This window comes from Pseudomonas sp. F(2018) (genome assembly GCF_005508865.1).
Classification (GTDB): Bacteria; Pseudomonadota; Gammaproteobacteria; order Pseudomonadales; family Pseudomonadaceae; genus Aquipseudomonas.
Map to the genome: position 1 here is coordinate 41,091 of NZ_SCOM01000005.1, position 26,629 is coordinate 67,719.

Below are 26,629 nucleotides of genomic sequence, written 5' to 3' on the forward strand. Positions count from 1 at the left end.
GAATCAAAGCGCAGCGGCAAGGTCGAACGGATGCCAGGGCGGCAACTGCCCATCAAGGAGTGATCGAGCGTGTTCGCAATCTGCGGTTTGAGGGCGCTGCTGCGCCGTCTTGTGGTTGTGTCGCTGTGTCTGCTGGCCCTCGGCTGCAGCAGTCTGTCTGGCCAGGGCTACCTGTTCACCCAGGACAGCCAGCCGCTGCAATTGGCCGAGGATGTGGCGCTCAGACAGGGCCATATGCGCCTGGAATTCAATCCCGATCCCTGGCTGCTGGGGCGTCTGCGCCTGCATGATGGGCGATCCGACTTCAAGGCCTGGGTGTCTTCCGGTGACTATGCCGGCAATTCCTTTTTCATCGACAGCCAGGACAGCGGCCTGGCCTACGACATCCAGGCGCGCTGGCAGGAGGTCCGCACGGAAACCGCCGAGCGCGACGAGTCCGAGCAATGCACCGCACCCGGCTACTGCAGCCAGACGGTGCGCCGCCTGGATTGCGGCAGGAAGACCTACCGCGAAGGCACGGAGCGCTACGAGAAGCACGAGGACGACGACAGCTGTGAGCAAGAGTCGGCGGTCGAGCGGGCCTATTCCGAGGCTTGTCCCGGTCACCGTCAGGTACGCAAGCGCTACTAGGTCTACAAGCTGCTGGTCGGCCTGGAATTCCGCGAGCCTTTCACCGATCGACCGCCGGTGGCCGAGTTCGACGGCGAGAGTCGCTATCGCCAGCGCCTGCTGGAGACCCTCAGCGAGGGTCAGTGCCAGGTGTACTGAGCCTCATCCACGCAGCTCCTCCAGCCGGCGTATCTGCTGACCCTCACCGTCGAAGTTGTCCGCCGCCAGCCAGCGCTGGAAGGCCGCGCGGCACTGCGGCCATTCGCTGTCGATCAGCGAGTACCAGGTGGTATCGCGGCTCTGGCCCTTGACCACCATATGCTGGCGGAACAGCCCCTCGTAGCTGAAGCCGAAGCGTTCGGCGGCGCGCCGGGAGCGGGCGTTCCTGGCGTTGCACTTCCACTCGAAGCGGCGGTAACCGAGGGTGTCGAAGGCATGCTGCGCCAGCAGGAACACCGCCTCGGTGGCGCCCGGCGTGCGCTGCATGGCGCCGCCGAAAGCGACATGGCCAACCTCGATGCAGCCGTCCTTGGGCGTGATGCGCAGGTAGGCGAGCAGGCCCAGGGCGCGGCCGCCGGCCTGCTCGACCACGGCATAGAACTGCGGGTCGCGGCTATCGGCATTGCCGGCCAGCCAGGCGTCGAAGGTGGAGCGCTCGGTGAAGGGGCCGTAGGGCAGGTAGTCCCACAGTGCCGGGTCCGGGCCCTGCAGTTCCTGCCAGAGAGCGTCGCCATGGCGCGCGGCATCCAGTGGCTCCAGACGGATGAAGCGGCCCTGCAGCAGGTCATGGGGCCGGAAGGGGCGGGGCTGCCACTGGCTCAGGTCGGTGCTCATGGCAAGATCTTCCGGTACTGGATAAAGCCGGAGCGGTCGGCGATACGGTCGTAGAGCATGCGCCCCTGATAGTTGGTTTCCTGGGTCAGCCAGTGCACGCGACTGGCGCCGGCGGCAGCCGCCTCGGCGTAGACATGTTCGATCAGCGCGCGGCCGATGCCACCGCAGCGGATGTGCTCGGCCACATAGAGGTCCTGCAGGTAGCAGTAGTCACCCGTGGTCCAGCAGCTGCGGTGATAGATGTAGTGCACCAGGCCCACGGCCTCGCCATCGCGCCAGGCCAGGGCTGCGTGCATCGGTTCGGCCGGGTCGAGGAAGCGCTGCCAGGTGAGGGCGCTGGTCTCGTCGGCAATCGTGGCGTTGTAGAAGCGCTGGTAGCCCTGCCACAGCGGCAGCCACACGGCGTGGTCGGCGGCGCTGAGCGGGCGGATGGCAAGCGGCGAGTTGGACATGGAGTTCCCTTCTGTCGTGTTCAGTTGCTGATGGTCATGCGCGTGGCCAGGGCCTGCTCGCGCGGTTCGGTCGAGGCGGCCAGGCCGTCGCGCACGCCGGCCTGGTCCACGGTCGAGCGGTTCTGGCCGAGCTTCCATTTGCCGTCCAGGCGGCGGATCGGCAGGGCGAAGCCGACGATGGCGCGCAGCATGGTGTCGATGTAGTCCCGCGGCGCATCGCCGACCGCCCAGGGTCGGGCGCGGCCATTCTCGTGCTGGTCGCTGAGGCGGCTGACGATCTGCAGCAGGCGCTCGGGATCCTCGATCAGCTCGATCGGGCCGCGGGCGTGCACGGCGATGTAGTTCCAGGTCGGCACCACCTTGCCGTGCTCGGCCTTCGCCGCGTACCAGCTGGGGCTGATGTAGGCATCCGGGCCGGAGAACACGGCCAGCGCCTCGGTGCCGCCCTGCAGCTCGCGCCAGTGCGGGTTGGCCTTGGCGAAGTGGCCGTAGAGGGTGCCGAACTCGCCCTCGCCAGGCTCCAGCAGCAACGGCAGATGGCTGGCCTGTACGCCTTCGACTCCGACGCTGGCGAGCAGAGCGAAGGGGCTGGCCTGCATCTGCGCATGCAGCGCGGCGAGGTCGTCCTGGCGGAAAGAGGCGGGCATGTACATGGTGGCGGCTCCTGGCGGAATGGCTCCATGCTAGGCAGGATATTGGTCTGTTGTAAGAGCCATTTCCCGTCAGTTCGATGGAGCCAATCCATGCCCGCCACGCCGCCGCTACCGGTCGATCTCTCCGGCATCCACCTCGACCCCGACCAGGGTCTGGCGCGCCAGCTGTACCAGGCGTTGCGCGAGCGCATCCTCGATGGGCGCCTGGGCGGAAGTACCCGGCTACCGGCCAGCCGCGATCTGGCGGCCTTGCTCGGGGTGTCGCGCAATACCGTGACCCGCGCCTTCGACCAGCTGTATGCCGAGGGCTATGTGGCGGGGCGCGTGGGCGACGGCACCTACGTGGCCGACCTGGCCGGCGAGCGCCCGGTAGCGCAGCCCTTGGGTAGCGGGCCGGCGCCCAGCGCGGCGCTGCAGCGCCTGCAGGAGCACCATTTGCCAGCGCCGCTGAGCGGTGCCCCGAAAGCCTTTCGCATCGGCGTACCGGCCTTCGACCTGTTCCCCTTCGAGATCTGGGCGCGCCTGCAGGCGCGCTTCTGGCGCAAGCCCTCGGCGGCGCGCCTGGGCTATGGCGACCCGGCCGGCGATGCAACTCTGCGCGAGCTGGTGGCCGCCTACCTGCGCAGCAGCCGCGGGCTCAACTGCGACCCGGCGCAGATCGTCATCACCTGTGGCGCGCAGCAGGCCATCAGCCTGTGCGCCCAGCTGCTGGTGCAGCCCGGGGAGCGGGTGGCCATCGAGAACCCCGGCTATCGCGCCGCCGGCCATGCCTTTGCCGTGGCCGGTGCCGAGCTGTGCGGCGTGCCGGTGGATGACGATGGCCTGCATACCGCCGCGCTGGCCGCCATCGAGGATTGCCGGCTGGTGTATGTCACGCCCTCGCACCAGTACCCCACCGGCGTCACCCTGTCGCTGGCGCGGCGCCTGGAGTTGCTGGAGTGGGCCGAGCGTCAGGGCGGCTGGATCATCGAGGACGACTACGACGGCGAGTACCGCTACAGCGGTGTGCCGTTAGCGCCGTTGGCGGCGCTGGATCGGCAGGGGCGGGTGCTGTACGTCGGCACCTTCTGCAAGATCGCCTTCCCGGCCCTGCGTCTCGGCTACCTGGTGTTGCCGCCGACGCTGGCCCAGGCCTTCGCCCGCCGCCGCGCGGTGGACATGCGCCACTCGGAGATCGGCACCCAGGCGGTGATGGCCGAGTTCATCGCCGCCGGGCACTTCCAGCGCCATGTACGGCGCATGCGCCAGGCGGCGCGGGCACGCCTGGAGGCGCTGCAGCGCGACTGGCCCACCGCGATTCCCGGCTGTGCGGCGTTGCCGAAGGTGGAGGCCGGCCTGCACCTGTGCGTGCGAGTCGCCAGCAGCGCCCGCGAGCGCGAGCTGCTGGCCGCCGCCAGTGCCGCCGGGGTGGAGATGAAAGGCCTCAGCGACTACTGGCTGCCACACAGCCGCGAGCCGGAGGATGCCCGTGCCGGGCTGGTGCTGGGCTTCGCCGCGGTGCCCGAGGCCCAGATCGCCGAGGCGATCCGCGCCCTGCGCGTGGCCTGGGGGCTGCCGGCGGCAGAATAAAAAAGGGATGGCCGAAGCCATCCCTGGAGGGCAAGGGGCGTGGGGCTGCCCCTCGGTCGATGAAGCAGGTCAGCCCTGCAGTGGCACCAGGCGCGGGGCGATCATGTTTTCCGGGCGGAGGATGTCGGCCAGGGTGGCGTCGTCCAGCAGCTTCTCCTCGCGAACCAGTTCCAGCACGCCGCGGCCGCTTTCCAGCGCCACCTTGGCGATGCGGGTGGCGTTCTCGTAGCCGATGTAGGGGTTGAGGGCAGTGACCAGGCCGATGGAGTTCTCCATCAGTTCGCGGCAGCGCTGCTCGTTAGCGCTGATGCCGTCGATGCACAGCTCGCGCAACATATCCATGGCGCGGGTCAGCAGGCGGATCGAGTCGAGGATCTTGTAGGCGATCAGCGGCTCCATCACGTTCAGCTGCAGCTGGCCGCCCTCGGCCGCCATGGTCAGCGCCAGGTCGTTGCCGATCACTTCGAAGGCCACCTGGTTGACCGCTTCCGGGATCACCGGATTGACCTTGCCCGGCATGATCGAACTGCCCGGCTGGCGTGCCGGCAGGTTGATCTCGTTGATGCCGGTGCGCGGGCCGCTGGAGAGCAGGCGCAGGTCGTTGCAGATCTTCGACAGCTTGACCGCGGTGCGCTTGAGCATGCCGGAGAACAGCACGAAGGCGCCCATGTCCGAGGTGGCTTCGATCAGGTCGGCGGCCGGCTTGACCGGGTGGCCGCTGATGATCGCCAGGCGCTGCACGGCCAGCAGCTGGTAGGCCGGGTCGGCGTTGATCCCGGTGCCGATGGCGGTGCCGCCCAGGTTCACTTCGGTGAGCAGGGCCGGGGCGAGCATCTTCAGGTGCTGCAGGTCTTCGCCGAGGGTGGTGGCGAAGGCGCGGAATTCCTGGCCGAGGGTCATGGGCACGGCGTCCTGCAGCTGGGTGCGGCCCATCTTCAGTACGTGGCCGAACTCCAGGCCCTTGGCGGCCAGGGACTGGATCAGCTTGTCGAGGGCGTTGAGCAGGCTGTCGTGGCCGAGCAGCAGGCCGACGCGGATGGCGGTCGGGTAGGCGTCGTTGGTCGACTGCGCCATGTTCACGTCGTTGTTCGGGTGCAGGTGTTCGTACTGGCCTTTCTCAAAGCCCATGGCTTCGAGCGCAATGTTCGCGATGACTTCATTCGCGTTCATATTGGTCGAGGTGCCGGCGCCGCCCTGGATCATGTCGACCACGAACTGCTCGTGGAACTCGCCCTGGATGATGCGGGCGCAGGCGGTGCTGATCGCGGTGTGCTTGGCGGCGGACAGGTGGCCCAGCTCGCGGTTGGCGTCGGCGGCGGCCTGCTTGACCATGGCCAGGGCGATCACCAGTTTCGGGTAGTGCGACAGCGGTACACCGGACAGTCGAAAATTCTGCACGGCGCGCAGGGTCTGGATGCCGTAGTAGGCCTCGGCGGGGACTTCGAGCTTGCCGAGCAGGTCTTTTTCGATGCGGGTGGATGCAGCAGCGGACATGATGTCTTCTATCTCTGGGGAATACGGCTTTGCGCCGCGATGCCCAATAATCTAGGCTTCCTGCCGTTTGTCGGCCAATGCTGTTAGCGGCTATGGTATGCACAAACGGCATAATGTCGCCGTGACCCGGGTTGAATGTCGCGCGTGCATAATTTCAAACGAATATTGGCGGCCAATCAGCGATGAATCTGGAAACCAAATGGCTGGAGGACTTCGTCGCCCTGGCCGCCACCCGCAGCTTTTCCCAGGCGGCGGAGAAGCGCTTCGTCACCCAGCCGGCCTTCAGCCGACGCATCCGCAGCCTGGAAGGCGCGCTGGGCCTGACCCTGGTCAACCGCTCGCGCACGCCGGTGGAGCTGACCGAGTCCGGCCAGCTGTTCCTGGTCACGGCCCGCAGCATGGTCGAGCAGCTCGGCGAGGTGGTGCGTCATCTGCACCATGTCGAGGGCCAGCAGGGCGAGGTGCTGCAGATCGCCGCAGCGCACTCGCTGACCCTGGGCTTCTTCCCGGAATGGATCGGCCGCCTGCGCCGCGAGGGCCTGCCGCTGTCCACCCGGCTGGTGGCGACCAACGTCGGCGAGGCCGTGCACTCGCTGCGCGAGGGCAGCTGCGACCTGATCCTCGCCTACTACGATCCGGATGCGGCCATGCAGCTGGCGCCGGACATCTTCCCCTCGCTGCACCTGGGCACCACCTCGATGCTGCCGGTGTGCGCGGTGGGCGAAGACGGCGCGCCGCTGTTCGATCTCGATGCCGGCCTCAGCGTGCCGCTGCTGGCCTACAGCGCCGGCGCCTTCCTCGGTCGTTCGGTGAACCAGTTGTTGCGCCAGCGCGCGCTGCGTTCGACCAAGGTGTACGAGACGGCCATGGCCGACAGCCTCAAGACCATGGCCCTGCAGGGCCTCGGCGTGGCCTGGGTGCCGCGCCTGTCGGTGACCATGGAGCTGGCCCGCGGTGAGCTGGCGGTGTGCGGCGGCGAGCAGTGGCAGGTGCCGCTGGAGATCCGTCTGTACCGCTGCGTGCTGTCGCGCAAGGCGACGGTGCGCCTGCTGTGGCGCAAGCTGGAGGCGGGGGTGGGCAGCGAGGCGAGCCGCTAGCGGGTCAGAACTGCAGTGCGCTTTCCAGCTCATCACCCGACAGGTAGGCAGACAGCAGTCTGCGCAAGGTGCCATCGTCGCGCATGCCCTGCATGATCGCGGCCATGCGCTGGTAGTCCTGATAGGAGAAGTGCGCCTTGCTCAAGGCCAGGTGATGGGGAATGGGAGCGGTCTGCGGCGACCAGTCCATGATTCTCACGCGATCCTCCAGCCCCAGCTCGACCAGCTCCTTGCGGTAGAACAGCGGCAGGGAAAACACGGTGTCGATGCGGTTGCCCGCGCCCAGCATGAGAAACAGGTTGTGGATGCTCGGCACCCTGATGACCCGGTCCTGCCCGGCCAGCTGGGCGATCAGCTCATCGTAGACCGGTCCGTGGCGGAAGCTGCGCACCACGGCGATGCGCGCGCGCGGGTCGGCCAGCAGATCCGCCGGACCTCGCAGGTCGGCGCGCATGGTCAGCGCCATGTTCTTCTGCGCGTGATACGGGATGAAATAGGCGAAGGCGTCGCGCTCCGCGACGCGCATGGCGGACACCGTCATGGACAGGGTGCCCTCCTGCAGCTCTTTCCAGATCCGCGCCCTCGGCTGCTCCAGGGTGGCGAAGCGGTAGCCGCCGCGTTTCATCAGCTCATCGATCACATCGCGGTCGAGCCCCTGGCCCTGCGAATACAGCAGGCCTGCCTGGTAGAAGGCCAGGCTGTAGACCTTGTCAGGTGGTGTATCGGTAGCGGCCGGCAACCCCGTCGAGAGCGCTGTGCTGAGGATCAGGCAGAGGGCTCGGCGGAATAGCCTTGGGGTCATGGTGGTGCTCGGGCGTGGGGTCAGTCTGCAGTGTGGCATGCCATGGCCGACGCGCCAGCGCTGGCCCCTGCCTCACAGGCCGTACTTCTTCACCTTGTCGAACAGGGTGGTCTTGGCCATGCCCAGGTCCAGGGCGGCCTGGCTGAGGTTGCCGGCGTGGCGTTCCAGGGCGGCGCCGAGCAGGTTGCGCTCGAAGGCCTCCACCGCCTCGGCGAAGCCGGGGCCGCTACCGTCCGGGGCGGCGTCGCTCTTCTTGAATACTGGCAGGCCGAGGGCGAAGCGTTCCGCCACGTTGCGCAGCTCGCGCACGTTGCCGGGCCAGTCGTGGGCCTGCAGGGTGGCGGCGGTGCGTCGGTCCAGCTCCGGCAGGGCGCGGTCGAAGCGCAGGGCGGCGAGCTGCAGGAAGTGCTCGAACAGCAGCAGGATGTCCTCGCGGCGATCACGCAGCGGCGGCAGCTCCAGGGTCACCACGTTGAGCCGGTAGTACAGGTCGCTGCGGAACTCGCCGCGCTGGCCCAGCTCGGCCAGGTCGGCCTTGGTCGCGGCGATCACCCGGCAGTCCACGGCGATCGGCTGGTTCGAGCCGAGGCGCTCCAGGCTGTGTTCCTGCAGCACGCGCAGCAGCTTGATCTGCAGGGCCAGCGGCATGCTCTCGATCTCGTCGAGGAACAGCGAGCCGCCGTCGGCGTGCTCGATCTTGCCGATGCGGCGTTTGCCGGCGCCGGTGAAGGCGTTGGCCTCGTGGCCGAAGATCTCGCTCTCGAACAGGCTCTCCGGCAGGCCGCCGCAGTTCAGCGCGACGAACTCCTTGCCCTGGCGCCGGCTGAAGTCGTGCAGGCAGCGGGCGACCAGTTCCTTGCCGGTGCCGGTCTCGCCCTCGATCAGCACATTGGCGCCGGTGTCGGCGACGTTGGCGATCAGTTCGCGCAGCTGCTGCATGGCCGGCGAGCGGCCGATGATGCGCTGCTCCAGGGCCTGGCGTCCGGCCAGCTGGCGGCGCAGGGCGCTGACCTCGCGGGCCAGGCCGCGTTGCTCGAGGGCGCGGCGTACCACCTCGACCAGGCGCTCGGGGGAGAAGGGTTTCTCGATGAAGTCATAAGCGCCGTCGCGCATGGCGCCCACCGCCATGCCGATGTCGCCGTGGCCGGTGATCAGCACCACCGGCAGGCTCGGGTCGCGGCGCTTGAGTTCGGCCAGCAGCTGCAGGCCGTCGATGCCCGGCAGGCGGATGTCGCTGACGACTATGCCGGCGAAGTCGCCGTCGATGCGCGCCAGGGCCTCCTCGGCGCTGCCGACGCCGGTGCTGTCGATGTCCTCCAGCTGCAGCGCCTGCTGGCAGCCGAGCAACACGTGGGGGTCGTCCTCGACTATCAGTACGGTCAGCGCTTCAGTCATCGCGGGGCTCCTGCAGGGGCAGATCGAGGATGAAGGCGCTGCCGCCTTCCTCAGGATGGCGCACCACCAGGCTGCCGCCGGCGGCCGCGGCCAGGCTGGCGGACAGGGTCAGGCCGAGGCCCAGGCCCTTCTCGCCCGGCTTGGTAGTGAAGAACGGCTCGAACAGGTGCACGCGCACGTCCGGCGGGATGCCGGCGCCGCTGTCGCGCACTTCCAGACGGTAGCTGGCGCCGTATTGCGCGCCGCTCAGCCACAGCTCGCGGCGTGGCTGCTCGCGCAGGGCGTCGAGGGCGTTGCTCAGCAGGTTGACCAGGATCTGCTCCAGGCGGGTCTGGTCGATGGCCAGGCGCGCCTCGGCGAACTCGCGGTGCAGGGTCGGGCGTTCCTGCTCGACGCGGCTGTGCAGCAGGAACAGCGCCGCCTCCACCGCCTGTTCCAGGCTGGCCTGGCCGTGGTCGCCACCGCGCCGGGCGAAGGCGCGCAGGCTGCCGGTGATGCGGCCCATGCGGTCGACCAGCTCGCCGATGGCCTGCAGGTTGCTGCCGGCGGTGTCCAGCGCGCCGCGTTCGAGGAAGCGTGCGGCATTTGCCGACAGGGTACGCAGGGCCGCCAGCGGCTGGTTCAGCTCGTGGGCAATGCTGGTGGACATCTGCCCGATCACCGCCAGCTTGCCGGCCTGGACCAGGCCGTCCTGGGCCTGACGCAGGTTGGCCTCGGTCTGCTGGCGCTCGCGCACCTCGGCCTGCAGCAGCAGGTTGCTGGCGGAGAGGTCGAGGGTGCGCTCGGCGATCTTGCGCTCCAGCTCGCCGTTGGCGCGCTGCAGCGCCTCGCGGGCGGCCAGGCGGGTGGCGATCACCTTGCGCCGCTGGTTCAGCGCCAGGCCGCCGAAGATCAGCAGGGCGCAGACCACGCCAGCGAGCAGGCCGTGGCTGGCGGCCGTGCGCCGTTGTTCGGCCAGCGGCGTGAGCAGGGTCAGGTGCCAGGCGGTGTCGTTGAGGGCGCGGGTCTGCTGCAGGTAGTCCAGCGGCTGGCCGGCGGGGCCGTCCAGACGGACTTCCTGCAGGCCGGCGCCGAGCTCGCGGCTGGCCAGCGGTTGCAGCTCCTGCAGGGTCGCCCAGTGGTATTGCAGGCTGCGCGCCAGGCGCTCGCGGTCGGCATCGTCCAGCGGCCGCACGGCCTTGAGCCGGCGCGCCGGGTCGCTGGAGAGGATGATGATGCCGTTCTCGTCGCTGACGTAGGCCTCGACGCGGGCGTCGGCCCAGCGTTTTTCCAGGGCATCCAGGCGCACCTTGACCACCGCCACGCCGATCACCCGGCCATTGGCGCGCAGGCCGTGGGCCAGGTAGTAGCCGGGCTCGCCGGTGGTGCTGCCGACGCCGTAGAAGCGCCCCGGCTCGCCGCGCACGGCCTGCTTGTAGTAGTCGCGGAACGACAGGTCTTCGCCGAGGAAACTGCTCGGCTGGTTCCAGTTGCTGGTGGCGACCACCCGGCCGTCGAGGTCGAGCACGTACACGGCGAGGCTGCCGGCGCGCTGGTTGAGGCCTTCGAGGTGATCGTTGAGGCGCTGCCGGCGGTAGCTGCCGGGGGTCAGCAGCAGGCGGCTGACGCCACTCTCCAGCTCCAGCAGGCTGGGCAGGTAGGTGTACTTGCCGATCTCGCTCTCCACCGCGCGGGCATTGAGCTCCAACTGGCGCTCGCCACCGGCGGCCAGTTCACGGATGCCGATCGCCTCGCTGAGCCGATAGCCGGCGTAGCCGCAGCCGAGTACCAGGGCGATGCCCAGCAGAGTCAGCAGCAGTTGGCGGAGCAGGTGTGGCTTCACGGCGAGGGCGGGCGGGACGCTGGGGGACAGGCATTGCATCACAGTAGGCCCGGGCTGGGTAGGTTGGGCGAGAGGTGCCGCTGGACTCCCTCACCCCCGCCCCTCTCCCAGAGGGAGAGGGGAGTCTCCATCAGTGCTGGAGGATCTTGTTGAGGAACTGCTGGGCCCGCTCGGAGCGGGCGTTGATGTCGCCGAAGAATTCCTCCTTGGCGCAGTCTTCGACGATCTGCCCGCGGTCCATGAAGATCACCCGGTCGGCGACCTTGCGCGCGAAGCCCATCTCGTGGGTCACGCACATCATGGTCATGCCCTCGTTGGCCAGCTGCACCATGACGTCGAGCACCTCGTTGACCATCTCCGGGTCGAGGGCCGAGGTCGGTTCGTCGAACAGCATCACCACCGGGTCCATGGCCAGGGCACGGGCGATGGCCACGCGTTGCTGCTGGCCGCCGGAGAGCTGGCCGGGATGCTTGTGCGCATGGGCGGAGAGGCCGACCCGCTCGAGCAGCTTGAGGCCCTTCTCGGTGGCCTCGGCCTTGCTGCGGCCAAGCACCTTGATCTGGGCGATGGTCAGGTTCTCGGCGATGGTCAGGTGCGGGAACAGCTCGAAGTGCTGGAACACCATGCCGACCCGCGAGCGCAGCTGCGGCAGGTTGGTCTTCTTGTCGGCGATGGAGGTGCCGTCGACCACGATGTCGCCCTTCTGGAAGGGCTCCAGGGCGTTGACGCACTTGATCAGGGTCGACTTGCCGGAGCCGGACGGGCCGCACACCACGACCACTTCGCCCTTCTTCACCGCGGTGCTGCAATCGGTCAGCACCTGGAAGTCCCCGTACCACTTGTTGACGTTCTGGATGGTAATCATACGGCTAACCTTTTCTGCAGGAGCTTGACCAGCTGCGAGGCGGCGAAGCTGATGGTGAAGTACACGAGGCCGGCGAAGATCAGGAACTCATGGGGCTGGCCGAGGATGTCGCCGCGCGAGCGGGCGGCGTTGAGGAAGTCCATCAGGCCCACGGTGTAGACCAGCGAGGTGTCCTGGAACAGGATGATGCTCTGCTGCAGCAGCAGCGGCGTCATCTTGCGGAAGGCCTGGGGCAGGATGATCAGGCGCATGCACTGCGCGTGAGTCATGCCCAGGGCCGAGGCGGCGCCCATCTGGCCTTTCGGAATGGCCTGGATGCCGGCGCGGACGATCTCGCTGAAGTAGGCCGCCTCGAACATCACGAAGGCCACCAGACACGAGGTGAAGGCGCCCACCGGGGTGTCCTCGCCAGTGATCCAGCGCAGCAGGAACGGCACCGCGAAGTAGAACCAGGTGATCACCAGCAGCAGCGGGATGGAGCGGAAGTAGTTGACGTAGGTGGCGGCGAAGCCCGACAGCAGGCGATTGTGCGACAGGCGCATGATGGCCAGCAGGGTGCCCAGCACCACGCCGCCGATCACGCCCAGCACCATCAGCTGCAGGGTCATCAGCATGCCGTTCCACAGGCCCGGCAGGGCCGGGACGATAGCGCTGAAATCCATCATTTACCTCCCGCGGAGATCAGGCCCGGTACCGCGACCTTCTTCTCGATCAGGCGCATCAGCAGCATCAGGCTCATGTTCAGGGTGAAGTAGATCAGCGTGGCCAGGGTGAAGGCCTCGAACAGGTTGGCGCTGAATTCGGCGGTCTGCTTGGTCTGCGCCAGCAGCTCCATCAGGCCGATCAGCGAGGCCACCGAGGAGTTCTTGAAGATATTGAGGAACTCGCTGGTCAGCGGCGGAATGATGATGCGGAAGGCCTGTGGCAGCAGGACGTTGGCGTACACCTGCGGCAGGCGGAAGCCCAGCGCGTAGCCGGCGGCCAGCTGGCCCTTGGGCAGCGCCTGGATGCCGGTGCGCACCTGCTCGCAGACGCGGGCGGCGGTGAACAGGCCGAGGCACACGACGACGCTGAGGAAGGCCGAGGTGGCCGGCGACAGGTCCTGCTTGAACCACATCTCCAGCGGCTCGGGCAGCAGGTCCGGTACCAGGAAGTACCAGAGGAACAGCTGCACCAGCAGCGGTACGTTGCGGAAAACTTCCACGTAGCAGGTGGCGAAGCCGCTGATCCAGCGGTTCGGCACGGTGCGCATCACGCCGAGCAGGGCGCCCAGCGCCAGGGCGATCAGCCAGGCGGTGAGGGCGATGGCGATGGTCCAGCCCAGGCCGGTGACGAACCAGTCCAGGTAGATCTCGCTGCCGATGCCGGTGGACTTGAAGAACACGCCCCAGTCCCAGTTGTAATTCATCTTGACTACTCACGATCAGGGCGGACAGGAGCCGGGGCCGACACGGTCCCCCGTCGCGGTTGGCGACGGTGCTCCTGTCCTAATTTGCAGAGGTGAGGCGGCGCCGCTCTCGTGAAGCGGTGCCGTACCGACAGGCCGGGGCTTCCACTCCCTCTCCGCGAGTGGGAGAGGGGAGCCCCGGCCGGGCGCGCTTAGAGTTGCTCGGCGGCCTTGTCGGTCGGGTTGGCGACCAGCTTCTTCAGCTCGTCGCTCATCGGGAAGTTCAGGTTCAGACCCTTGGGCGGGACCGGGTTGAGGAACCACTTGTCATAGATGGCGCTGACTTCGCCGGACTTGTAGGTGGCAACCAGGGCCTCGTCGACCACCGCCTTGAAGGCCGGGTCACCCTTGCGCACCATGCAGCCGTAGATCTCGTAGGACTGCGGGGTGCCGACCACGTGCCAGTCGGCCGGCTTCTTGGCCTTGGCCATTTCGCCGGCGAGCAGGGCGTCGTCCATCATGAAGGCCACGGCGCGACCGGATTCCAGCATCAGGAAGGACTCGCCGTGGTCCTTGGCCGAGATAATGTTCATGCCCATCTGCTTCTCGGCGTTCATCGCCTTGAGCAGGCGCTCGGAGGTGGTGCCGGCGGTGGTCACCACGTTCTTGCCCTTGAGGTCGGGGAAGTCTGCGATGCCGGAAGTGGTCTTGGTCAGCAGGCGGGTGCCCACCTCGAAGATGCCGACGGAGAAGTCCACCTGCTGCTGGCGCTCGACGTTGTTGGTGGTGGAGCCGCACTCCAGGTCCACGGTGCCGTTCTGTACCAGCGGGATGCGGGTCTGCGAGGTCACCAGGTTGTAGCGCACCTTGAGGTCCGGCATGCCCAGCTTCTGCTTGATCGCCTCGACCGCCTTCAGCTGCAGGTCATGGGAGTAACCCTCGGGCTGCTGCGGGTCGCTGCCGAAGTAGGAGAAGGGGATGGACGAGTCGCGGTGGCCGAGGACGATGGTGCCGCTGTCCTTGATCTTCTTCAGGGTGCCGGTCAGTTCTTCGGCCAGGGCCGGTGCGCTGCACAGGGTGGCGGCCAGGGCGACGCCGATGGCGCGGGAGAGAGTGCTGTTCATGCTGATCCTCGCTGTTGTTGTTATCCGGGGCTGTCGCTGCATGGCGATGCGGGCCCCTGTGGAGTGGACGATCGAGCCGTCCCTGCGAGGATCTAGAGCAGGTACTGTGCCAGGTGGTTTATTCGATGATAAGTAATTGAAATTAAAAGATTAATTATTGGTTTTTAAAGGTGCGGGAAGGTCGCTGGCGTTCGGCCTGGCGAATGGCGGCAGACTCGGCGTTCGGAAAACCGAATGCGCCGCCCCTCCATTGCGGAAGGGCGGCGCAGGGATCAGCGATTACGCAGGAAGGCGTTGATGAAGTCGCCCTGGTTGGGCGCCTCCTGCTCGGTGGTGAAGAGGATTCTGCCATCCTTCTCGCGCAGCTTCATGTCCTTGCCGAAGCGGCACTCCACAGTCTTGATGGCGATCGTCTGCGCCTTGAAGCTGGCATCGTCCTCGCACAGGCTGGCCAACTGGTTGACCACCTCGCCGCAATAGCCGGCGATGCTCAGTGCCTTCATTTTCTGGTCGTCGATGGCGTTCCACTCCACCCGGGTCTGCAGCGGCACGCCGCAGGCCTCGCTGGCCTCCTGATCCAGTTCCTTGAGCAGGCGCTTGTTGGTCTGCAGGTGCTTGGCACGGTCGAACCGGGCCAGCTTCTCCTGTATGCCCTGGCTCTGCTGTTGTTCATACAAGGCCAGTAGCTCGGCCGGCTTGGCACGCTTGCTCAGGGCCTCGTCGAAAGTCAGGGCAAAGCCCGCGGTATCCGGCAGGTACAGCTGATAGCTGTCGCCATCCCAGCCTTGGCGCTTGAGCAGCATGTTGTAGCGGCCGCCGTCCAGGGTGGTGCTGTAGTCACGCTCCTGGTTGCCGCGGTCGTCGACCTCGGTAAGGAACACCACCGAGTCCAGGGGATGGTTGAGGCCCTTGACCTGCAGCAGGGCCTGGGTGCCGTCGGCAGTGGGTGCGAGGGTCACCATGACCGCCTGGCCCGTATCGAATACCTGCGGGTACTTGGCCAGTTCCAGAGCATTGGCCTGGCTGGCGAGCAGCAGGGAAACGGCGATAAGGGATAGCTTGCGCATGACAACTTCCTTGTTGGTGGGAAAGGTGGCGAGTCTAGCCGGCCGTGACCGGCTGGCCTGGGAGCCCTGCCGCCGGCTGACGATCAGCGCGACAGTTCGGCGGCGCTGACCAGCGGGCAGAAGATCAACTGGTAGCAGACCTCGACGCCGGCCTGCGGCTCGAGGGTTTCATCGTGCACGGCGAGCGGTGCGTCGCCCTGCGGTGCGGTGGCGCAGCCGGCGAGGGTGGCGAGCAGGGCGGTGAGGGCAAAGGCGCGGCGCATATTGAAGTCCTTTTCAATCTGGCGGGAAGAAGGCGCGGATTGTAGGCAATGCGCCGAAAATTGGGGGTGGCGGAGTTCTCGCTTTACGCCGCGCTGTCATCCGTTCGTCATCTGGGGGGGCGGTTCAACCAGTGCCTGCAGCGTGGGCACGCATTGGGCCCCTTCGATTCGATCTCTATCGGTACGCCAATACTGACCGAGCAGGCCGCTTACAGTCAGGTTACAAATCCGCGCTGACAGACGGTCACGGCAGAGGCGCGACTGCCGTGGCTTTCCGGTATACTGCCCCGCCTCCAGGCCCCTAGTGGCCTGGCCCGCACATAACAAGCCACGCCGAATGCGTGGCTTGTTGGTTTTTGTCGCGCCGACAGGCGCCCGAGTTAGAGGCAAAACGATGAGCGCACTGGTTGGCGTGATCATGGGTTCCAAGTCCGATTGGAGCACCCTCAGTCACACCGCAGACATGCTGGACAAGCTGGGCATTCCCTACGAAGTGCAGGTGGTTTCCGCCCACCGCACGCCGGACCTGCTGTTCCAGTACGCGGAAGCAGCCGAAGGCCGTGGCATCCAGGTGATCATCGCCGGTGCTGGTGGCGCCGCCCACCTGCCGGGCATGTGCGCGGCCAAGACCCACCTGCCCGTGCTCGGTGTGCCGGTGCAGTCCGCGGTGCTGTCGGGCGTCGACTCGCTGCTGTCCATCGTGCAGATGCCGGCCGGCATCCCGGTCGCCACCCTGGCCATCGGCAAGGCTGGTGCGATCAATGCCGCACTGCTGGCCGCCAGCATCCTCGGTCACCAGCACCCGCAGTTCCACGACAAGCTCAAGGCGTTCCGCGACGAGCAGACCCAGAGCGTGCTGGACAACCCGGACCCGCGTTCCTGATCGAGGCCCTATAGATGAAGATCGGCGTAATCGGTGGCGGCCAGCTGGGTCGCATGATGGCCCTGGCGGGCACTCCGCTGGGCATGCACTTCTCCTTCCTCGATCCGGCCACCGATGCGTGCGCCCAGGCGCTCGGCGAGCACATCCTCGGTGACTACGACGACCAGGCGCAGCTGCGCCGCCTGGCCGAGCAGGTCGACCTGGTGACCTTCGAGTTCGAGAGCGTGCCGGCCGAGACCGTCGCCTTCCTCTCGCAGTTCGTGCCGGTCTATCCGAGCGCCGAAGCCCTGCGCATCGCCCGCGACCGCTGGTTCGAGAAGTCCATGTTCAAGGACCTCGGCATCCCGACTCCGGAGTTTGCCGATATCCAGTCCCAGGCCGACCTCGACGCCGCCGTGGCCGCCATCGGTCTGCCGGCGGTGATGAAGACGCGCACCCTGGGCTATGACGGCAAGGGCCAGAAGGTTCTGCGCAAGGCGGAAGACGTGGTCGGTGCCTTCGCCGAGCTGGGCAGCGTGCCGTGCATCCTCGAAGGCTTCGTGCCATTCACCGGCGAGGTGTCGCTGGTGGCCGTGCGTGCCCGTGACGGCGAGACGCGCTTCTACCCGCTGGTGCACAACCGCCACGACAGCGGCGTGCTGGCTCTGTCCATCGCCAGCACCGACCATCCGCTGCAGGCGCTGGCCGAGGACTATGTCGGTCGCGTGCTCAAGCAACTCGACTACGTCGGCGTGCTGGCCTTCGAGTTCTTTGAGGTCGACGGCGGCCTCAAAGCCAACGAGATCGCCCCGCGCGTGCACAACTCCGGGCACTGGACCATCGAAGGCGCCGAGTGCAGCCAGTTCGAGAACCACCTGCGTGCCGTGGCCGGCCTGCCGCTGGGCTCCACCGCCAAGGTCGGCGAGAGTGCCATGCTCAACTTCCTCGGCAGCGTGCCGGACGTGAGCAAGGTGGTGGCCATCGAGGACTGCCACCTGCACCACTACGGCAAGGCCTTCAAGGCCGGGCGCAAGGTCGGCCACGCCACCCTGCGCAGCAAGGACATGGCGACCCTCAAGGCACGCATCGCCGAGGTCGAGGCGCTGATCCAGGGTTGAACCCCACCGCTCCGCTCCGGTCACAACAAGGCGCGCCACTCGGTGCGCCTTGTTCGTTTCTGGCCTCTTTCAAGGAGCATGGCATGAGCATTATCGGCACCATCTTCATCGGCCTGATCGTGGGTCTGATTGCACGCTTCCTCAAACCGGGCGACGACAGCATGGGCTGGATCATGACCATCCTGCTCGGCATCGGCGGTTCGCTGGCCGCGACCTATGGCGGCCAGGCCCTGGGCATCTACCAGGCCGGTGAAGCGGCGGGCTTCGTCGGTGCGGTGGTCGGCGCTATCGTCCTGCTGCTGATCTACGGCCTGCTGAAGCGGGACTGACGTACGCGCGCCGAGCCGTTAGGCTTGGCCACCCCGTTGCTACTCCGAGACCGCCATGCGCCGCCTGCTGCTGACCCTGTTGTTGCTGCCCCTGCTGGGCCACGCCGAACCGCCCGAACTGGACTGGCTGGAGCTGATGCCCAAGGAGGACCAGCAGGCCCTGGAGGCGATGCCGGAGATCAGCCATGACAGCCCCGAGGCGGCCGGCGCCTTTGGCCAGCAGGGCGGCCTCAAGCAGGAGCAGGGTCTGCCGGCGGTGATGTACTCGAAGAAGACCGTGGCGCGCCTGGACGGCAAGCAGATCCGCCTGGGTGGCTACCCGGTGCCGCTGGAGAGCGATGCCGAGGGCAAGAGCACCCTGCTGTTCCTGGTGCCCTATCCGGGCGCCTGCATCCATGTGCCGCCGCCACCGCCGAACCAGATCGTGCTGGTGCGCTATCCCCAGGGTATCGCCCTGGACGATATCTACGAGCCGCTGTGGGTCGACGGCACCCTGCATGTCGAGGCGGTGGAGAACGAGTTGGCCGCGGCTTCCTATGCCCTGGATGCCAGCTCGGTACGGCTGGTGGAGGAAGGCGACCTCTGACCCCTCTCACTTTGGGAGAGGGTGCCCGCAGGGCGGGTGAGGGGGCTTGCGTGCGCTACGCGGGCTCGCTCCACAGACTCAGGCCCATGCTGTGGCGCTCGCCGGGGGCCAGCTCCACGCAGTCGTCCCAGACATTGGCCGTCTCGATGCACAGCATGCGCTGCCAGGCGTCGTCGGCGAAGCTGGACAGGCGCTGGGCCTTGTCGATCCAGGGATTCCACAGCACTGCCGAGCGCGAATTGCGGGTCTGCAGGTGCAGCTCGCGCTGCCAGCCGGCGTCATGCAGGCGCAAGTGCGGTGGCAGGTCGAGGTAGATGCGGTCGGTCTCGCCGGCGAAGCGCAGCTCGCCCTGCTGGTGGCGTTCCTGCCAGTCCTCCAGGGTGTCGATATAGCGGCTGTCCTCCAGGCCATGCACGGCCACCTGGCGGATGTCGCTGACGGCGAAGTAGCTGTGCAGCGCCTGGCTCAGGGCCAGTGGAGCATCCCCCAGATTGTGGCTGGTCAGGTCCAGGTGCAGGCGCTCATCCAGGCGGATGTCCAGGCGCAGCTCGGCGGCGTGCGGCCAGTCGGGCAGCGGATGTTGGCGGCTGTCGAAGGCGAACCGCAGGTGCACCGCCTCGTCCTCGCTGTCGATGCCCAGCAGCTGCCACTCCAGCGCGCGGACGCCGCCGTGGAAGGGCGCGGCGCCCAGGTTGTCGTGCTGGGCCTGTACCTGCAGCGGGTTGCGACCGAGGTCGCCGAACCAGGGCCAGCAGATCGGCACGCCGCCGCGCACCGATTGCCGGCGCTGGTAGCTGGCCTGCTCGCTGAGCCAGATCAGCGGCGGCTGCTCGCCCTGCTGGTAGCTCAGCACCTGGGCGCCCTGCTGGGCCACCAGCAGCTCGGCCCCGGCGTGGCGCACGCGCCAGCAGGTCAGCTCATCCAGTTCGATGCGTTCAATCTGGGCCTGGCTCATGTCGGTTCTCCCTGAAGTCATGGCCCATTTGACTCCAGCGCAGGGCAAAAGGCCAAGCCCAATAGAAAACGCCGACACTAGGTCGGCGTTGTCTGGATCGGGGCTTGTGGCTCAGCCGCGGCGCGGCGGTACCGGGCGGGTGCGGCCGCTGCCGTCGATGGCGACGAACACGAATACCGCCTCGGTGACCTTGCGCCACTCGCTGGACAGCGGATCGTCGCTCCACACCTCGACCAGCATCTGGATCGAGCTGCGCCCGACTTCCAGGGCCTGGGTATAGAAGGACAGCTGCGCGCCCACGGCCACCGGTACCAGGAAGGCCATGCGGTCGATGGCCACGGTGGCGACACGGCCGCCGGCCACCTTGCTGGCCATGGCGGTGCCGGCCAGGTCCATCTGCGAGACCAGCCAGCCACCGTAGATGTCGCCGAAACCGTTGGTTTCACGCGGTAGGGCGGTGATCTGCAGGGCCAGATCGCCCTGAGGGATGGGGTCTTCCTGTTCGAGTTCGATCATGCTGCTGGGCCCCGCTGGTGGATTCTTATGATTGGCTGTTCGGTGGCAGGCTGCGGCCCGTGCCAGACGGGCCGTGCGCAGTATATAGAGGCGCGCGTCAAACGACGACCGCATGGTTTCGCTTTTGCGCCGTAAAGCTGCGGCCCGGGGCCCGATTTGCTATGGTGCGGCGCAGCCTTGCCACTCCAATAATGAAGCCCACTATGCCCGCCGAACATGCCAGCACCGCGCCCGTGGCGCGCCCATTGAACCGCAGTGACTACAAGACCCTCTCGCTCTCCGCCCTCGGCGGCGCGCTGGAGTTCTACGACTTCATCATCTTCGTGTTCTTCGCCGCTGTGGTCGGCAAGCTGTTCTTCCCCGCCGAGATGCCCGAGTGGCTGCGCCAGCTGCAGACCTTCGGCATCTTCGCCGCCGGCTACCTGGCGCGGCCGCTGGGCGGCATCATCATGGCCCACTTCGGCGACCTGCTCGGGCGCAAGCGCATGTTTACCCTGAGCATCTTCCTGATGGCGGTGCCGACCCTGCTGATGGGCCTGCTGCCGACCTACGCGCAGATCGGCATCTGGGCGCCGCTGGCGCTGCTGGCCCTGCGCGTGATGCAGGGCGCGGCGATCGGCGGCGAAGTGCCGGGAGCCTGGGTGTTCGTCGCCGAACACGTGCCGGCCAAACGCATCGGCTTCGCCTGCAGCACCCTGACCGCCGGGCTCACCGCCGGCATCCTGCTCGGCTCGCTGGCCGCCAGCGCGATCAACCGCAGCTTCACCCCGGAACAGATCGCCGACTACGCCTGGCGCATCCCCTTCCTGGTCGGCGGCGTGTTCGGCCTGATCTCCGTCTACCTGCGCCGCTGGCTGCACGAGACCCCGGTGTTCGCCGAGCTGCAGCAGCGCCAGTCGCTGGCCGCCGAGCTGCCGCTCAAGGCGGTGGTACGCGAGCATCGCCCAGCGATCATCCTGTCCATGCTGCTGACCTGGGTGCTGTCGGCCGGCATAGTCGTGGTGATCCTGATGACCCCGACCCTGCTGCAGACCCAGTACGGCTTCACCCCGGCCGATACCCTGACGGCCAACGGCCTGGCCATCGTCTGCCTGAGCATCGGCTGCGTGCTGGCGGGCCTGGCCGCCGATCGCTTCGGCCCGGGCCCGACCTTCCTGGTCGGCGGCGCGCTGCTGCTGGTCAGCTCCTGGCTGTTCTACACCACGCTGAAGACCCAGCCGGACCTGCTGGTGCCGCTGTATGCCCTGGCCGGCCTGTGCGTGGGCATGATCGGCGCCATCCCCATGGTGATGGTCAAGGCCTTCCCGGCGGTGGTGCGCTTCTCCGGGCTGTCGTTCTCCTACAACCTGGCCTACGCCATCTTCGGCGGGCTGACGCCGATCCTGGTCAGCCTGCTGCTGAAATGGAGCCCGCTGGGCCCGGCCTATTACGTCGGCGCCCTGTGCCTGCTGTTCATGCTGATCGGCGTGCTGTTGTGGCAGCGCCAGGTCCGCCAGCCCGCACTGGCCTGAGCCTTTCGACCGTCTATAAGAGGCCCGTTTACGGGCCTTTTATGTTTTTCATGCGCTTTAACCTGATTGTCACAATCCAGTCATAGAGTGTTCATGCGGCCTACAGATACTTGGGCCCGTTCCATCACAACCCCTTCCTGCTAGGAGCAAGGCATGAAACTCAAGCGTTTGATGGCGGCCCTGACCTTTGTCGCCGCTGGCGTAAGCGCCGCTAGTGCGGTTGCCGCTGTCGACCCGTCCATCCCGGCTTACCAAAAGACTTCCGGTGTATCGGGCAACCTGTCCAGCGTCGGCTCCGACTCCCTGGCCAACCTGATGACCCTGTGGGCCGAGGAATACAAGAAGCTGTACCCGAACGTGAACATCCAGATCCAGGCCGCCGGCTCCTCCACCGCGCCGCCCGCCCTGACCGAAGGCACCGCCAACCTCGGCCCGATGTCCCGCGCCATGAAGGACAACGAGCTGCAGGCCTTCGAAGAGAAGTTCGGCTACAAGCCGGTCGCCGTGCCGGTGGCCATCGACGCCCTGGCCGTGTTCGTGCACAAGGACAACCCGATCAAGTCCCTGGACATGGCTCAGGTCGACGGCATCTTCTCCAGCACCCGCCTGTGCGGTGGTAGCGACGTGAAGACCTGGGGCGACCTGGGCCTGACCGGCGAGTGGGCCGACAAGCCGATCCAACTGTTCGGTCGCAACTCGGTATCCGGCACCTACGGCTACTTCAAGGAAGCCGCTCTGTGCAAAGGCGACTTCAAGGCCAACGTCAACGAGCAGCCGGGTTCGGCCTCGGTGGTGCAGTCCATCTCCAGCACCGTCAACGCCATCGGCTACTCGGGCATCGGCTACAAGACCGCCAGCGTCCGCGCCGTACCGCTGTCGAAGAAAGGTGGCGAGGCCTTCGAGGCCAACGAAGCCAACGCCCTGGCAGGCAAGTTCCCGCTGTCGCGCTTCTTCTTCGTCTACGTCAACAAGGCGCCGAACAAGCCGCTGAGCCCGCTGGAAGCCGAGTTCGTCAAGCTGGTGCTGTCCAAGCAGGGCCAGGACGTGGTGGTCAAGGATGGCTACATCCCGCTGCCGGCCAAAGTGATCGAGAAGACCAAGAAAGAACTGGGCCTGTAACGGCCCGCCAGTGACGCCGAGGCCCATCCCTCGGCGCGCTGTTCGACACGCCCGCGACTCTTCTGGAGCCGTGGGCGTTGTCGCGTCACCGAGCTGTAATCTTTCTGTCACACAAGGCGGATAGATTGAAGTACTTCACATTGAGCGGGCTGTGTCCGCTGTGCTCGAGACCTCCTCATGAATGACCTGGCCAACAACAGCATGAGCGCCTCCGCGAACAACCACCGCATCGACTTCGACACTCCCGCCCTGCAGCGCAAGCGCCGTATGCGTGCGCTCAAGGACCGCATGGCGCGCTGGTACGTGTCGATCGGCGGCCTGGCCGTACTGGCATGCATCACGCTGATCTTCTTCTACCTCGCCTATGTGGTGGCGCCGATCTTCGGTGGTGCCGACATGGAGGCGCGCGAGGCCCAGCAGCCGGCCTGGCTGGCCGGGCAGAGCGAGGCCCTGCTGCTGGCGGTGGAAGAACAGAACAAGGTGGCCATGCGCCTGAGCCGCAGCGGCCAGGTCCAGTTCTTCGGGCTGAAGGACGGCGTCGCGCTGAACGCTTACCAGCTGGCCCTGCCGAGCGGTGTCAGCATCGCCTCGGTCAGCCAGGACCAGCCGGGCAGCCACCGCGTGGTGCTGGGCCTGTCCAACGGCCAGGTGCTGGTGTTCGAGCACGCCTACAAGGTCAGCTACCCGAACAACGTCAAGACCATCACCCCCGAGCTGGACTATCCCTACGGTGCTGAGCCCATCGTCCTCGACGCCCAGGGCCGGCCGCTGGAGCACGTGGCAATCAGCGAGAACGGCGACACCCTGATGCTCAGCGCCTCCACCGGTGCCGAGCTGCAGGTGCTGGCGATCACCCGCGAAGAGAACATGCTAACCGGCGAGGCCACTCTCACCGAGGAGCGCATCGCCCTGCCGCAGATCGCCGAGCCGATCAAGGCGATGATCATCGACCCGCGTCAGCAGTGGCTGTTCGTGATCAACGGCAAGGCCACCGCCGACGTCTTCGACCTGCGCACCAAGGCCCTCAACGGCCGCTACACCCTGCTTGGCGGCGATGCCGAGGTCAGCACCGTCACGCCGCTGCTCGGCGGCATCTCGCTGCTGATCGGCGACAGCAAGGGCGGCATCGGCCAGTGGTTCATGGTGCGCGATGCCGACAACAAGGCCGCGCTGACCCATATCCGTGGCTTCCAGCTGGGCGATGCGCCGATCATCCAGATCCTCTCCGAGGAGCGCCGCAAGGGCTTCGTCGCGCTGGACGCGGAAGGCCACTTGGGCATCTTCCACAGCACCGCGCACCGCACCCTGCTGACCGAGAAGGTCGCCGAGGGCCAGGGCGTGGCCGCCCTGTCGCCGCGCGCCAACCGCGTGCTGGTGGAGTCCAACGGCCAGCTGCAGCGCTTCGTCATCGACAACCCGCACCCGGAGATCTCCTGGAGCGCGCTGTGGGGCAAGGTCTGGTACGAGAGCTACGACGAGCCCAAGTACGTCTGGCAGTCGACCTCGGCCAACAGCGATTTCGAACCCAAGATGAGCCTGGCGCCGCTGACCTTCGGCACCCTCAAGGCCGCCTTCTACGCCATGCTCCTGGCCGCTCCGCTGGCCATCTGCGCGGCGATCTACACCGCCTACTTCATGGCCCCGGCCATGCGCCGCAAGGTCAAGCCGGTGATCGAGCTGATGGAGGCGCTGCCGACGGTGATCCTCGGCTTCTTCGCCGGCCTGTTCCTCGCGCCCTATGTCGAAGGCCACCTGCCGGGCATCTTCAGCCTGCTGCTGCTCACGCCGATCGGCGTGCTGCTGGCCGCCTACGGCTGGAGCCGCCTGCCGGAGAAGATCCGCCTGGTGATCCCCGATGGCTGGGAAGCGGCGCTGCTGATCCCGGTGATCCTGCTGATCGGCAGTGGCGCCCTGGGCATGAGCGGCCACCTGGAGAACTGGTTCTTCGGCGGCGACATGCGCCTGTGGATCAGCAACGACCTGGGCATCGCCTTCGACCAGCGCAACGCCCTGGTGGTCGGCCTGGCCATGGGCTTCGCGGTGATCCCGAACATCTACTCGATCGCCGAGGACGCCGTGTTCAGCGTGCCCAAGAGCCTGACCTTCGGCTCCCTGGCCCTCGGCGCCACGCCCTGGCAGACCCTGACCCGCGTGGTGATCCTCACCGCCAGCCCGGGCATCTTCTCCGCCCTGATGATCGGCATGGGCCGTGCGGTGGGCGAGACCATGATTGTGCTGATGGCCACCGGCAACACGCCGATCATGGACATGAACATTTTCGAGGGCCTGCGCACCCTGGCCGCCAACGTGGCGGTGGAAATGCCGGAATCCGAGGTGGGCAGTACCCACTATCGCGTGCTGTTCCTCTCGGCGCTGGTGTTGCTGGCCTTCACCTTCGTGATGAACACGCTGGCGGAGGTGATTCGTACTCGCCTGCGCAAGAAGTACGCGTCGCTCTGAGAACTGGGAAAGGTAGACGTCAGTGAAAATCAAAGAGCAAAACCTCAAGTCCTGGTTCAAGAGCGGTTCGCCCTGGGTGTGGATGACCGCCAGCGGCGTGTCCATCGCCGTGATCATGACCATCGGCCTGCTCGCCGTGATCGCCGTGCGCGGCCTCGGCCACTTCTGGCCGGCCGACGTGATCGAGGCCAAGTACCAGGTGCCGGGCGAGGCCGCCCGGGTGATGGCCGGCGAGCTGGTGCAGGAAGAAGAAGTGCCGCGTGCCCGCCTGGCTGCCGCCGGCCTGCCGGTGGACGTGAAGGGCGGCGAGTTCATGACCCGCGAGCTGTTCAAGGTCGGTAACCGTGAGGTCTACGGCGCCGACTTCAGCTGGGTGGTGGCCGAGTGGATGAGCGAGCCGCGCACCCCGGAAAACCTGATGGGCATGGAGCGCCGCGAGTGGGGCAACTTCTACGGCTACCTGGTCAACGTCAAGGAAGGCGGCCAGGTGGTGGCCGAAGGCGATGCCGCCTGGGGCGAACTGCAGAGCCGCATCACCCGCGTCGACGAACTGCACGCGCAGCTGGTGCAGCTGGAGAAGCGCGACATCGGCCATATCAACCACGGCCTCGAGCAGCTGCGCCTGGAAGGCCGCCGCCTGGAGCTGAAGGACCGCCTGGACGCCGCCGCCCAGGCCGACCTCGACGCCCGGCGCGCCGAGCTGGATGCCCAGTACAAGGTGCTCGAAGGCCAGCTGGTGGAGCTCAACCAGCAGCTCGATCGCGACAGCGTGACGGTGAAGACCGTCGACGGCCGCGAGCAGGAAATCGCCCTGAGCAAGGTGGTGCGCGCCTACCAGCCGAACGCTATGGGCGTGCTGACCAAGCTCGGCTTCTACTTTGCCAAGCTGTGGGAGTTCCTCAGCGACGAGCCGCGTGAGGCCAACACCGAGGGCGGCATCTTCCCGGCCATCTTCGGCACCGTGATGATGACTCTGATCATGGCCGTGATCGTCACCCCGTTCGGCGTGCTGGCGGCCATCTACCTGCGCGAATACGCCAAACAGGGCGCGATGACCCGCATCATCCGCATCGCCGTGAACAACCTGGCCGGCGTGCCGGCCATCGTCTACGGCGTGTTCGGCCTGGGCTTCTTCGTCTACGTGCTGGGTGGCTCGATCGACCGCCTGTTCTTCGCCGAAGCGGCGCCGGCGCCGACCTTCGGCACCCCGGGCCTGTTGTGGGCCTCGCTGACCCTGGCGATCCTCGCCGTGCCGGTGGTGATCGTCGCCACCGAGGAAGGCCTGGCGCGTATCCCGCGGGCCCTGCGCGAAGGCTCCCTGGCCCTGGGTGCGACCAAGGCCGAGACCCTGTGGAAGGTGGTGCTGCCGATGGCCAGCCCGGCCATGATGACCGGCATGATCCTCGCCGTGGCCCGCGCCGCCGGCGAAGTGGCGCCGCTGATGCTGGTCGGCGTGGTCAAGCTGGCCCCGGCGCTGCCGGTGGACGGTAACTACCCGTACCTGCACCTGGACCAGAAGATCATGCACCTGGGCTTCCATATCTACGACGTCGGCTTCCAGAGCCCCAACGTCGAGGCCGCCCGCCCGCTGGTGTACGCCACCGCGCTGCTGCTGGTGCTGGTGATCGCGCTGCTCAACCTGAGCGCCGTGTTCATCCGCAACCACCTGCGCGAGAGGTACAAGGCGCTGGATCACTGATCACGAATTGCGTCGCCGCTGCAGTGGCCGCGGCGGCATGC

Annotated in this window: 26 protein-coding genes; 11 read left to right on the forward strand and 15 right to left on the reverse strand. The window is 67.0% G+C overall.

Annotation, left to right across the window (positions count from 1 at the left end; all coding sequences use genetic code 11):
* Nucleotides 1-69 precede the first annotated feature (69 nt).
* Nucleotides 70-630, forward strand: a complete 561-nt coding sequence (locus FFS62_RS19575) for a hypothetical protein (RefSeq protein WP_137974534.1) — start codon at nt 70-72, stop codon at nt 628-630.
* Between the two features lie 141 nt (nt 631-771).
* On the opposite strand, the gene FFS62_RS19580 is transcribed toward FFS62_RS19575, so the two are convergent.
* From FFS62_RS19580 to FFS62_RS19590, 3 genes are read right to left on the reverse strand one after another with little or no spacing between them, the layout of a single operon-like run.
* Entirely contained in the window at nt 772-1,443 is a 672-nt protein-coding gene (locus tag FFS62_RS19580) for a GNAT family N-acetyltransferase (RefSeq protein WP_137974535.1), read from the reverse strand.
* Nucleotides 1,440-1,895 (reverse strand): GNAT family N-acetyltransferase, encoded by a 456-nt coding sequence (locus tag FFS62_RS19585; protein WP_137974536.1) that lies wholly within the window; start codon nt 1,893-1,895, stop codon nt 1,440-1,442. The genes FFS62_RS19580 and FFS62_RS19585 overlap by 4 nt, the downstream gene beginning before the upstream one ends.
* Nucleotides 1,896-1,915: 20 nt before the next feature.
* Nucleotides 1,916-2,548, reverse strand: a complete 633-nt coding sequence (locus FFS62_RS19590) for an FMN-binding negative transcriptional regulator (protein ID WP_137974537.1) — start codon at nt 2,546-2,548, stop codon at nt 1,916-1,918.
* A 90-nt stretch (nt 2,549-2,638) separates the two neighbouring features.
* Here FFS62_RS19590 and FFS62_RS19595 point away from each other — a divergent pair, with 90 nt between their 5' ends.
* Nucleotides 2,639-4,117, forward strand: a complete 1,479-nt coding sequence (locus tag FFS62_RS19595; RefSeq protein WP_137974538.1) for a PLP-dependent aminotransferase family protein — start codon at nt 2,639-2,641, stop codon at nt 4,115-4,117.
* A gap of 69 nt (nt 4,118-4,186) precedes the next feature.
* Here the strand turns inward: FFS62_RS19595 and FFS62_RS19600 are convergent, their stop codons facing one another.
* A complete protein-coding gene (locus FFS62_RS19600; protein ID WP_137974539.1) occupies nt 4,187-5,611 on the reverse strand; it encodes an aspartate ammonia-lyase in 1,425 nt (474 codons plus the stop codon).
* A gap of 182 nt (nt 5,612-5,793) precedes the next feature.
* Between FFS62_RS19600 and FFS62_RS19605 the strand changes: the two genes are divergently transcribed.
* Complete coding sequence (locus FFS62_RS19605; protein ID WP_137974540.1) at nt 5,794-6,708, forward strand: LysR substrate-binding domain-containing protein; 915 nt, start codon at nt 5,794-5,796, stop codon at nt 6,706-6,708.
* A gap of 4 nt (nt 6,709-6,712) precedes the next feature.
* Here the strand turns inward: FFS62_RS19605 and FFS62_RS19610 are convergent, their stop codons facing one another.
* The 9 genes from FFS62_RS19610 to FFS62_RS19650 form a co-directional block, all read right to left on the reverse strand.
* Nucleotides 6,713-7,510 (reverse strand): ABC transporter substrate-binding protein, encoded by a 798-nt coding sequence (locus FFS62_RS19610; protein ID WP_171016376.1) that lies wholly within the window; start codon nt 7,508-7,510, stop codon nt 6,713-6,715.
* Between the two features lie 72 nt (nt 7,511-7,582).
* A complete protein-coding gene (locus tag FFS62_RS19615) occupies nt 7,583-8,905 on the reverse strand; it encodes a sigma-54 dependent transcriptional regulator (protein ID WP_137974542.1) in 1,323 nt (440 codons plus the stop codon).
* Complete coding sequence (locus tag FFS62_RS19620) at nt 8,898-10,766, reverse strand: ATP-binding protein (protein ID WP_137974543.1); 1,869 nt, start codon at nt 10,764-10,766, stop codon at nt 8,898-8,900. The genes FFS62_RS19615 and FFS62_RS19620 overlap by 8 nt, the downstream gene beginning before the upstream one ends.
* 91 nt (nt 10,767-10,857) lie before the next feature.
* The gene (locus FFS62_RS19625) at nt 10,858-11,592 is read right to left on the reverse strand and encodes an amino acid ABC transporter ATP-binding protein (RefSeq protein WP_137974544.1); all 735 of its coding nucleotides are present in this window, start codon (nt 11,590-11,592) and stop codon (nt 10,858-10,860) included.
* Nucleotides 11,589-12,257, reverse strand: a complete 669-nt coding sequence (locus tag FFS62_RS19630) for an amino acid ABC transporter permease (protein ID WP_171016377.1) — start codon at nt 12,255-12,257, stop codon at nt 11,589-11,591. Before FFS62_RS19630 ends, FFS62_RS19625 begins: the two co-directional genes overlap by 4 nt.
* Nucleotides 12,254-13,000, reverse strand: a complete 747-nt coding sequence (locus FFS62_RS19635) for an amino acid ABC transporter permease (protein ID WP_137974546.1) — start codon at nt 12,998-13,000, stop codon at nt 12,254-12,256. Before FFS62_RS19635 ends, FFS62_RS19630 begins: the two co-directional genes overlap by 4 nt.
* 191 nt (nt 13,001-13,191) lie before the next feature.
* Nucleotides 13,192-14,103, reverse strand: a complete 912-nt coding sequence (locus FFS62_RS19640; protein ID WP_137974547.1) for a glutamate/aspartate ABC transporter substrate-binding protein — start codon at nt 14,101-14,103, stop codon at nt 13,192-13,194.
* Between the two features lie 272 nt (nt 14,104-14,375).
* Nucleotides 14,376-15,170 carry a hypothetical protein gene (locus tag FFS62_RS19645; protein ID WP_137974548.1) on the reverse strand — a complete coding sequence of 265 codons (795 nt, stop codon included), beginning with the start codon at nt 15,168-15,170 and terminating at the stop codon, nt 14,376-14,378.
* An 83-nt stretch (nt 15,171-15,253) separates the two neighbouring features.
* On the reverse strand, nt 15,254-15,433 hold the full coding sequence (locus FFS62_RS19650) for a hypothetical protein (protein ID WP_137974549.1): 180 nt from the start codon (nt 15,431-15,433) through the stop codon (nt 15,254-15,256).
* Between the two features lie 394 nt (nt 15,434-15,827).
* Between FFS62_RS19650 and purE the strand changes: the two genes are divergently transcribed.
* The 4 genes from purE (at nt 15,828) to FFS62_RS19670 (ending at nt 18,328) form a co-directional block, all read left to right on the forward strand.
* Nucleotides 15,828-16,316, forward strand: coding sequence for a 5-(carboxyamino)imidazole ribonucleotide mutase (purE, locus tag FFS62_RS19655; protein ID WP_137974550.1), 489 nt, complete (start codon nt 15,828-15,830; stop codon nt 16,314-16,316).
* Nucleotides 16,317-16,330: 14 nt separating this feature from the next.
* Nucleotides 16,331-17,413, forward strand: coding sequence for a 5-(carboxyamino)imidazole ribonucleotide synthase (locus FFS62_RS19660; protein WP_137974551.1), 1,083 nt, complete (start codon nt 16,331-16,333; stop codon nt 17,411-17,413).
* Nucleotides 17,414-17,496: 83 nt separating this feature from the next.
* The gene (locus tag FFS62_RS19665) at nt 17,497-17,742 is read left to right on the forward strand and encodes a GlsB/YeaQ/YmgE family stress response membrane protein (RefSeq protein WP_137974552.1); all 246 of its coding nucleotides are present in this window, start codon (nt 17,497-17,499) and stop codon (nt 17,740-17,742) included.
* A 55-nt stretch (nt 17,743-17,797) separates the two neighbouring features.
* The gene (locus FFS62_RS19670; RefSeq protein WP_137974553.1) at nt 17,798-18,328 is read left to right on the forward strand and encodes a DUF3299 domain-containing protein; all 531 of its coding nucleotides are present in this window, start codon (nt 17,798-17,800) and stop codon (nt 18,326-18,328) included.
* Nucleotides 18,329-18,383: 55 nt separating this feature from the next.
* Here FFS62_RS19670 and FFS62_RS19675 read toward each other — a convergent pair whose 3' ends face one another.
* Together FFS62_RS19675 and FFS62_RS19680 are read right to left on the reverse strand one after the other, a co-directional pair.
* Nucleotides 18,384-19,283 carry a D-hexose-6-phosphate mutarotase gene (locus FFS62_RS19675; RefSeq protein WP_137974554.1) on the reverse strand — a complete coding sequence of 300 codons (900 nt, stop codon included), beginning with the start codon at nt 19,281-19,283 and terminating at the stop codon, nt 18,384-18,386.
* Nucleotides 19,284-19,394: 111 nt separating this feature from the next.
* Nucleotides 19,395-19,799: an acyl-CoA thioesterase gene (locus tag FFS62_RS19680; RefSeq protein WP_137974555.1), complete on the reverse strand. Its 405-nt coding sequence runs from the start codon at nt 19,797-19,799 to the stop codon at nt 19,395-19,397.
* Between the two features lie 203 nt (nt 19,800-20,002).
* Here FFS62_RS19680 and FFS62_RS19685 point away from each other — a divergent pair, with 203 nt between their 5' ends.
* From FFS62_RS19685 to pstA, 4 genes are all read left to right on the forward strand, one after another.
* Nucleotides 20,003-21,310 carry an MFS transporter gene (locus tag FFS62_RS19685; RefSeq protein WP_137974556.1) on the forward strand — a complete coding sequence of 436 codons (1,308 nt, stop codon included), beginning with the start codon at nt 20,003-20,005 and terminating at the stop codon, nt 21,308-21,310.
* A 153-nt stretch (nt 21,311-21,463) separates the two neighbouring features.
* Nucleotides 21,464-22,429 (forward strand): PstS family phosphate ABC transporter substrate-binding protein, encoded by a 966-nt coding sequence (locus tag FFS62_RS19690; protein ID WP_137974557.1) that lies wholly within the window; start codon nt 21,464-21,466, stop codon nt 22,427-22,429.
* 177 nt (nt 22,430-22,606) lie between these two features.
* Entirely contained in the window at nt 22,607-24,889 is a 2,283-nt protein-coding gene (locus FFS62_RS19695) for an ABC transporter permease subunit (RefSeq protein ID WP_137974558.1), read from the forward strand.
* Nucleotides 24,890-24,971: 82 nt separating this feature from the next.
* Nucleotides 24,972-26,588 (forward strand): phosphate ABC transporter permease PstA, encoded by a 1,617-nt coding sequence (gene pstA / locus FFS62_RS19700; protein ID WP_371920167.1) that lies wholly within the window; start codon nt 24,972-24,974, stop codon nt 26,586-26,588.
* Nucleotides 26,589-26,629: the final 41 nt, after the last annotated feature.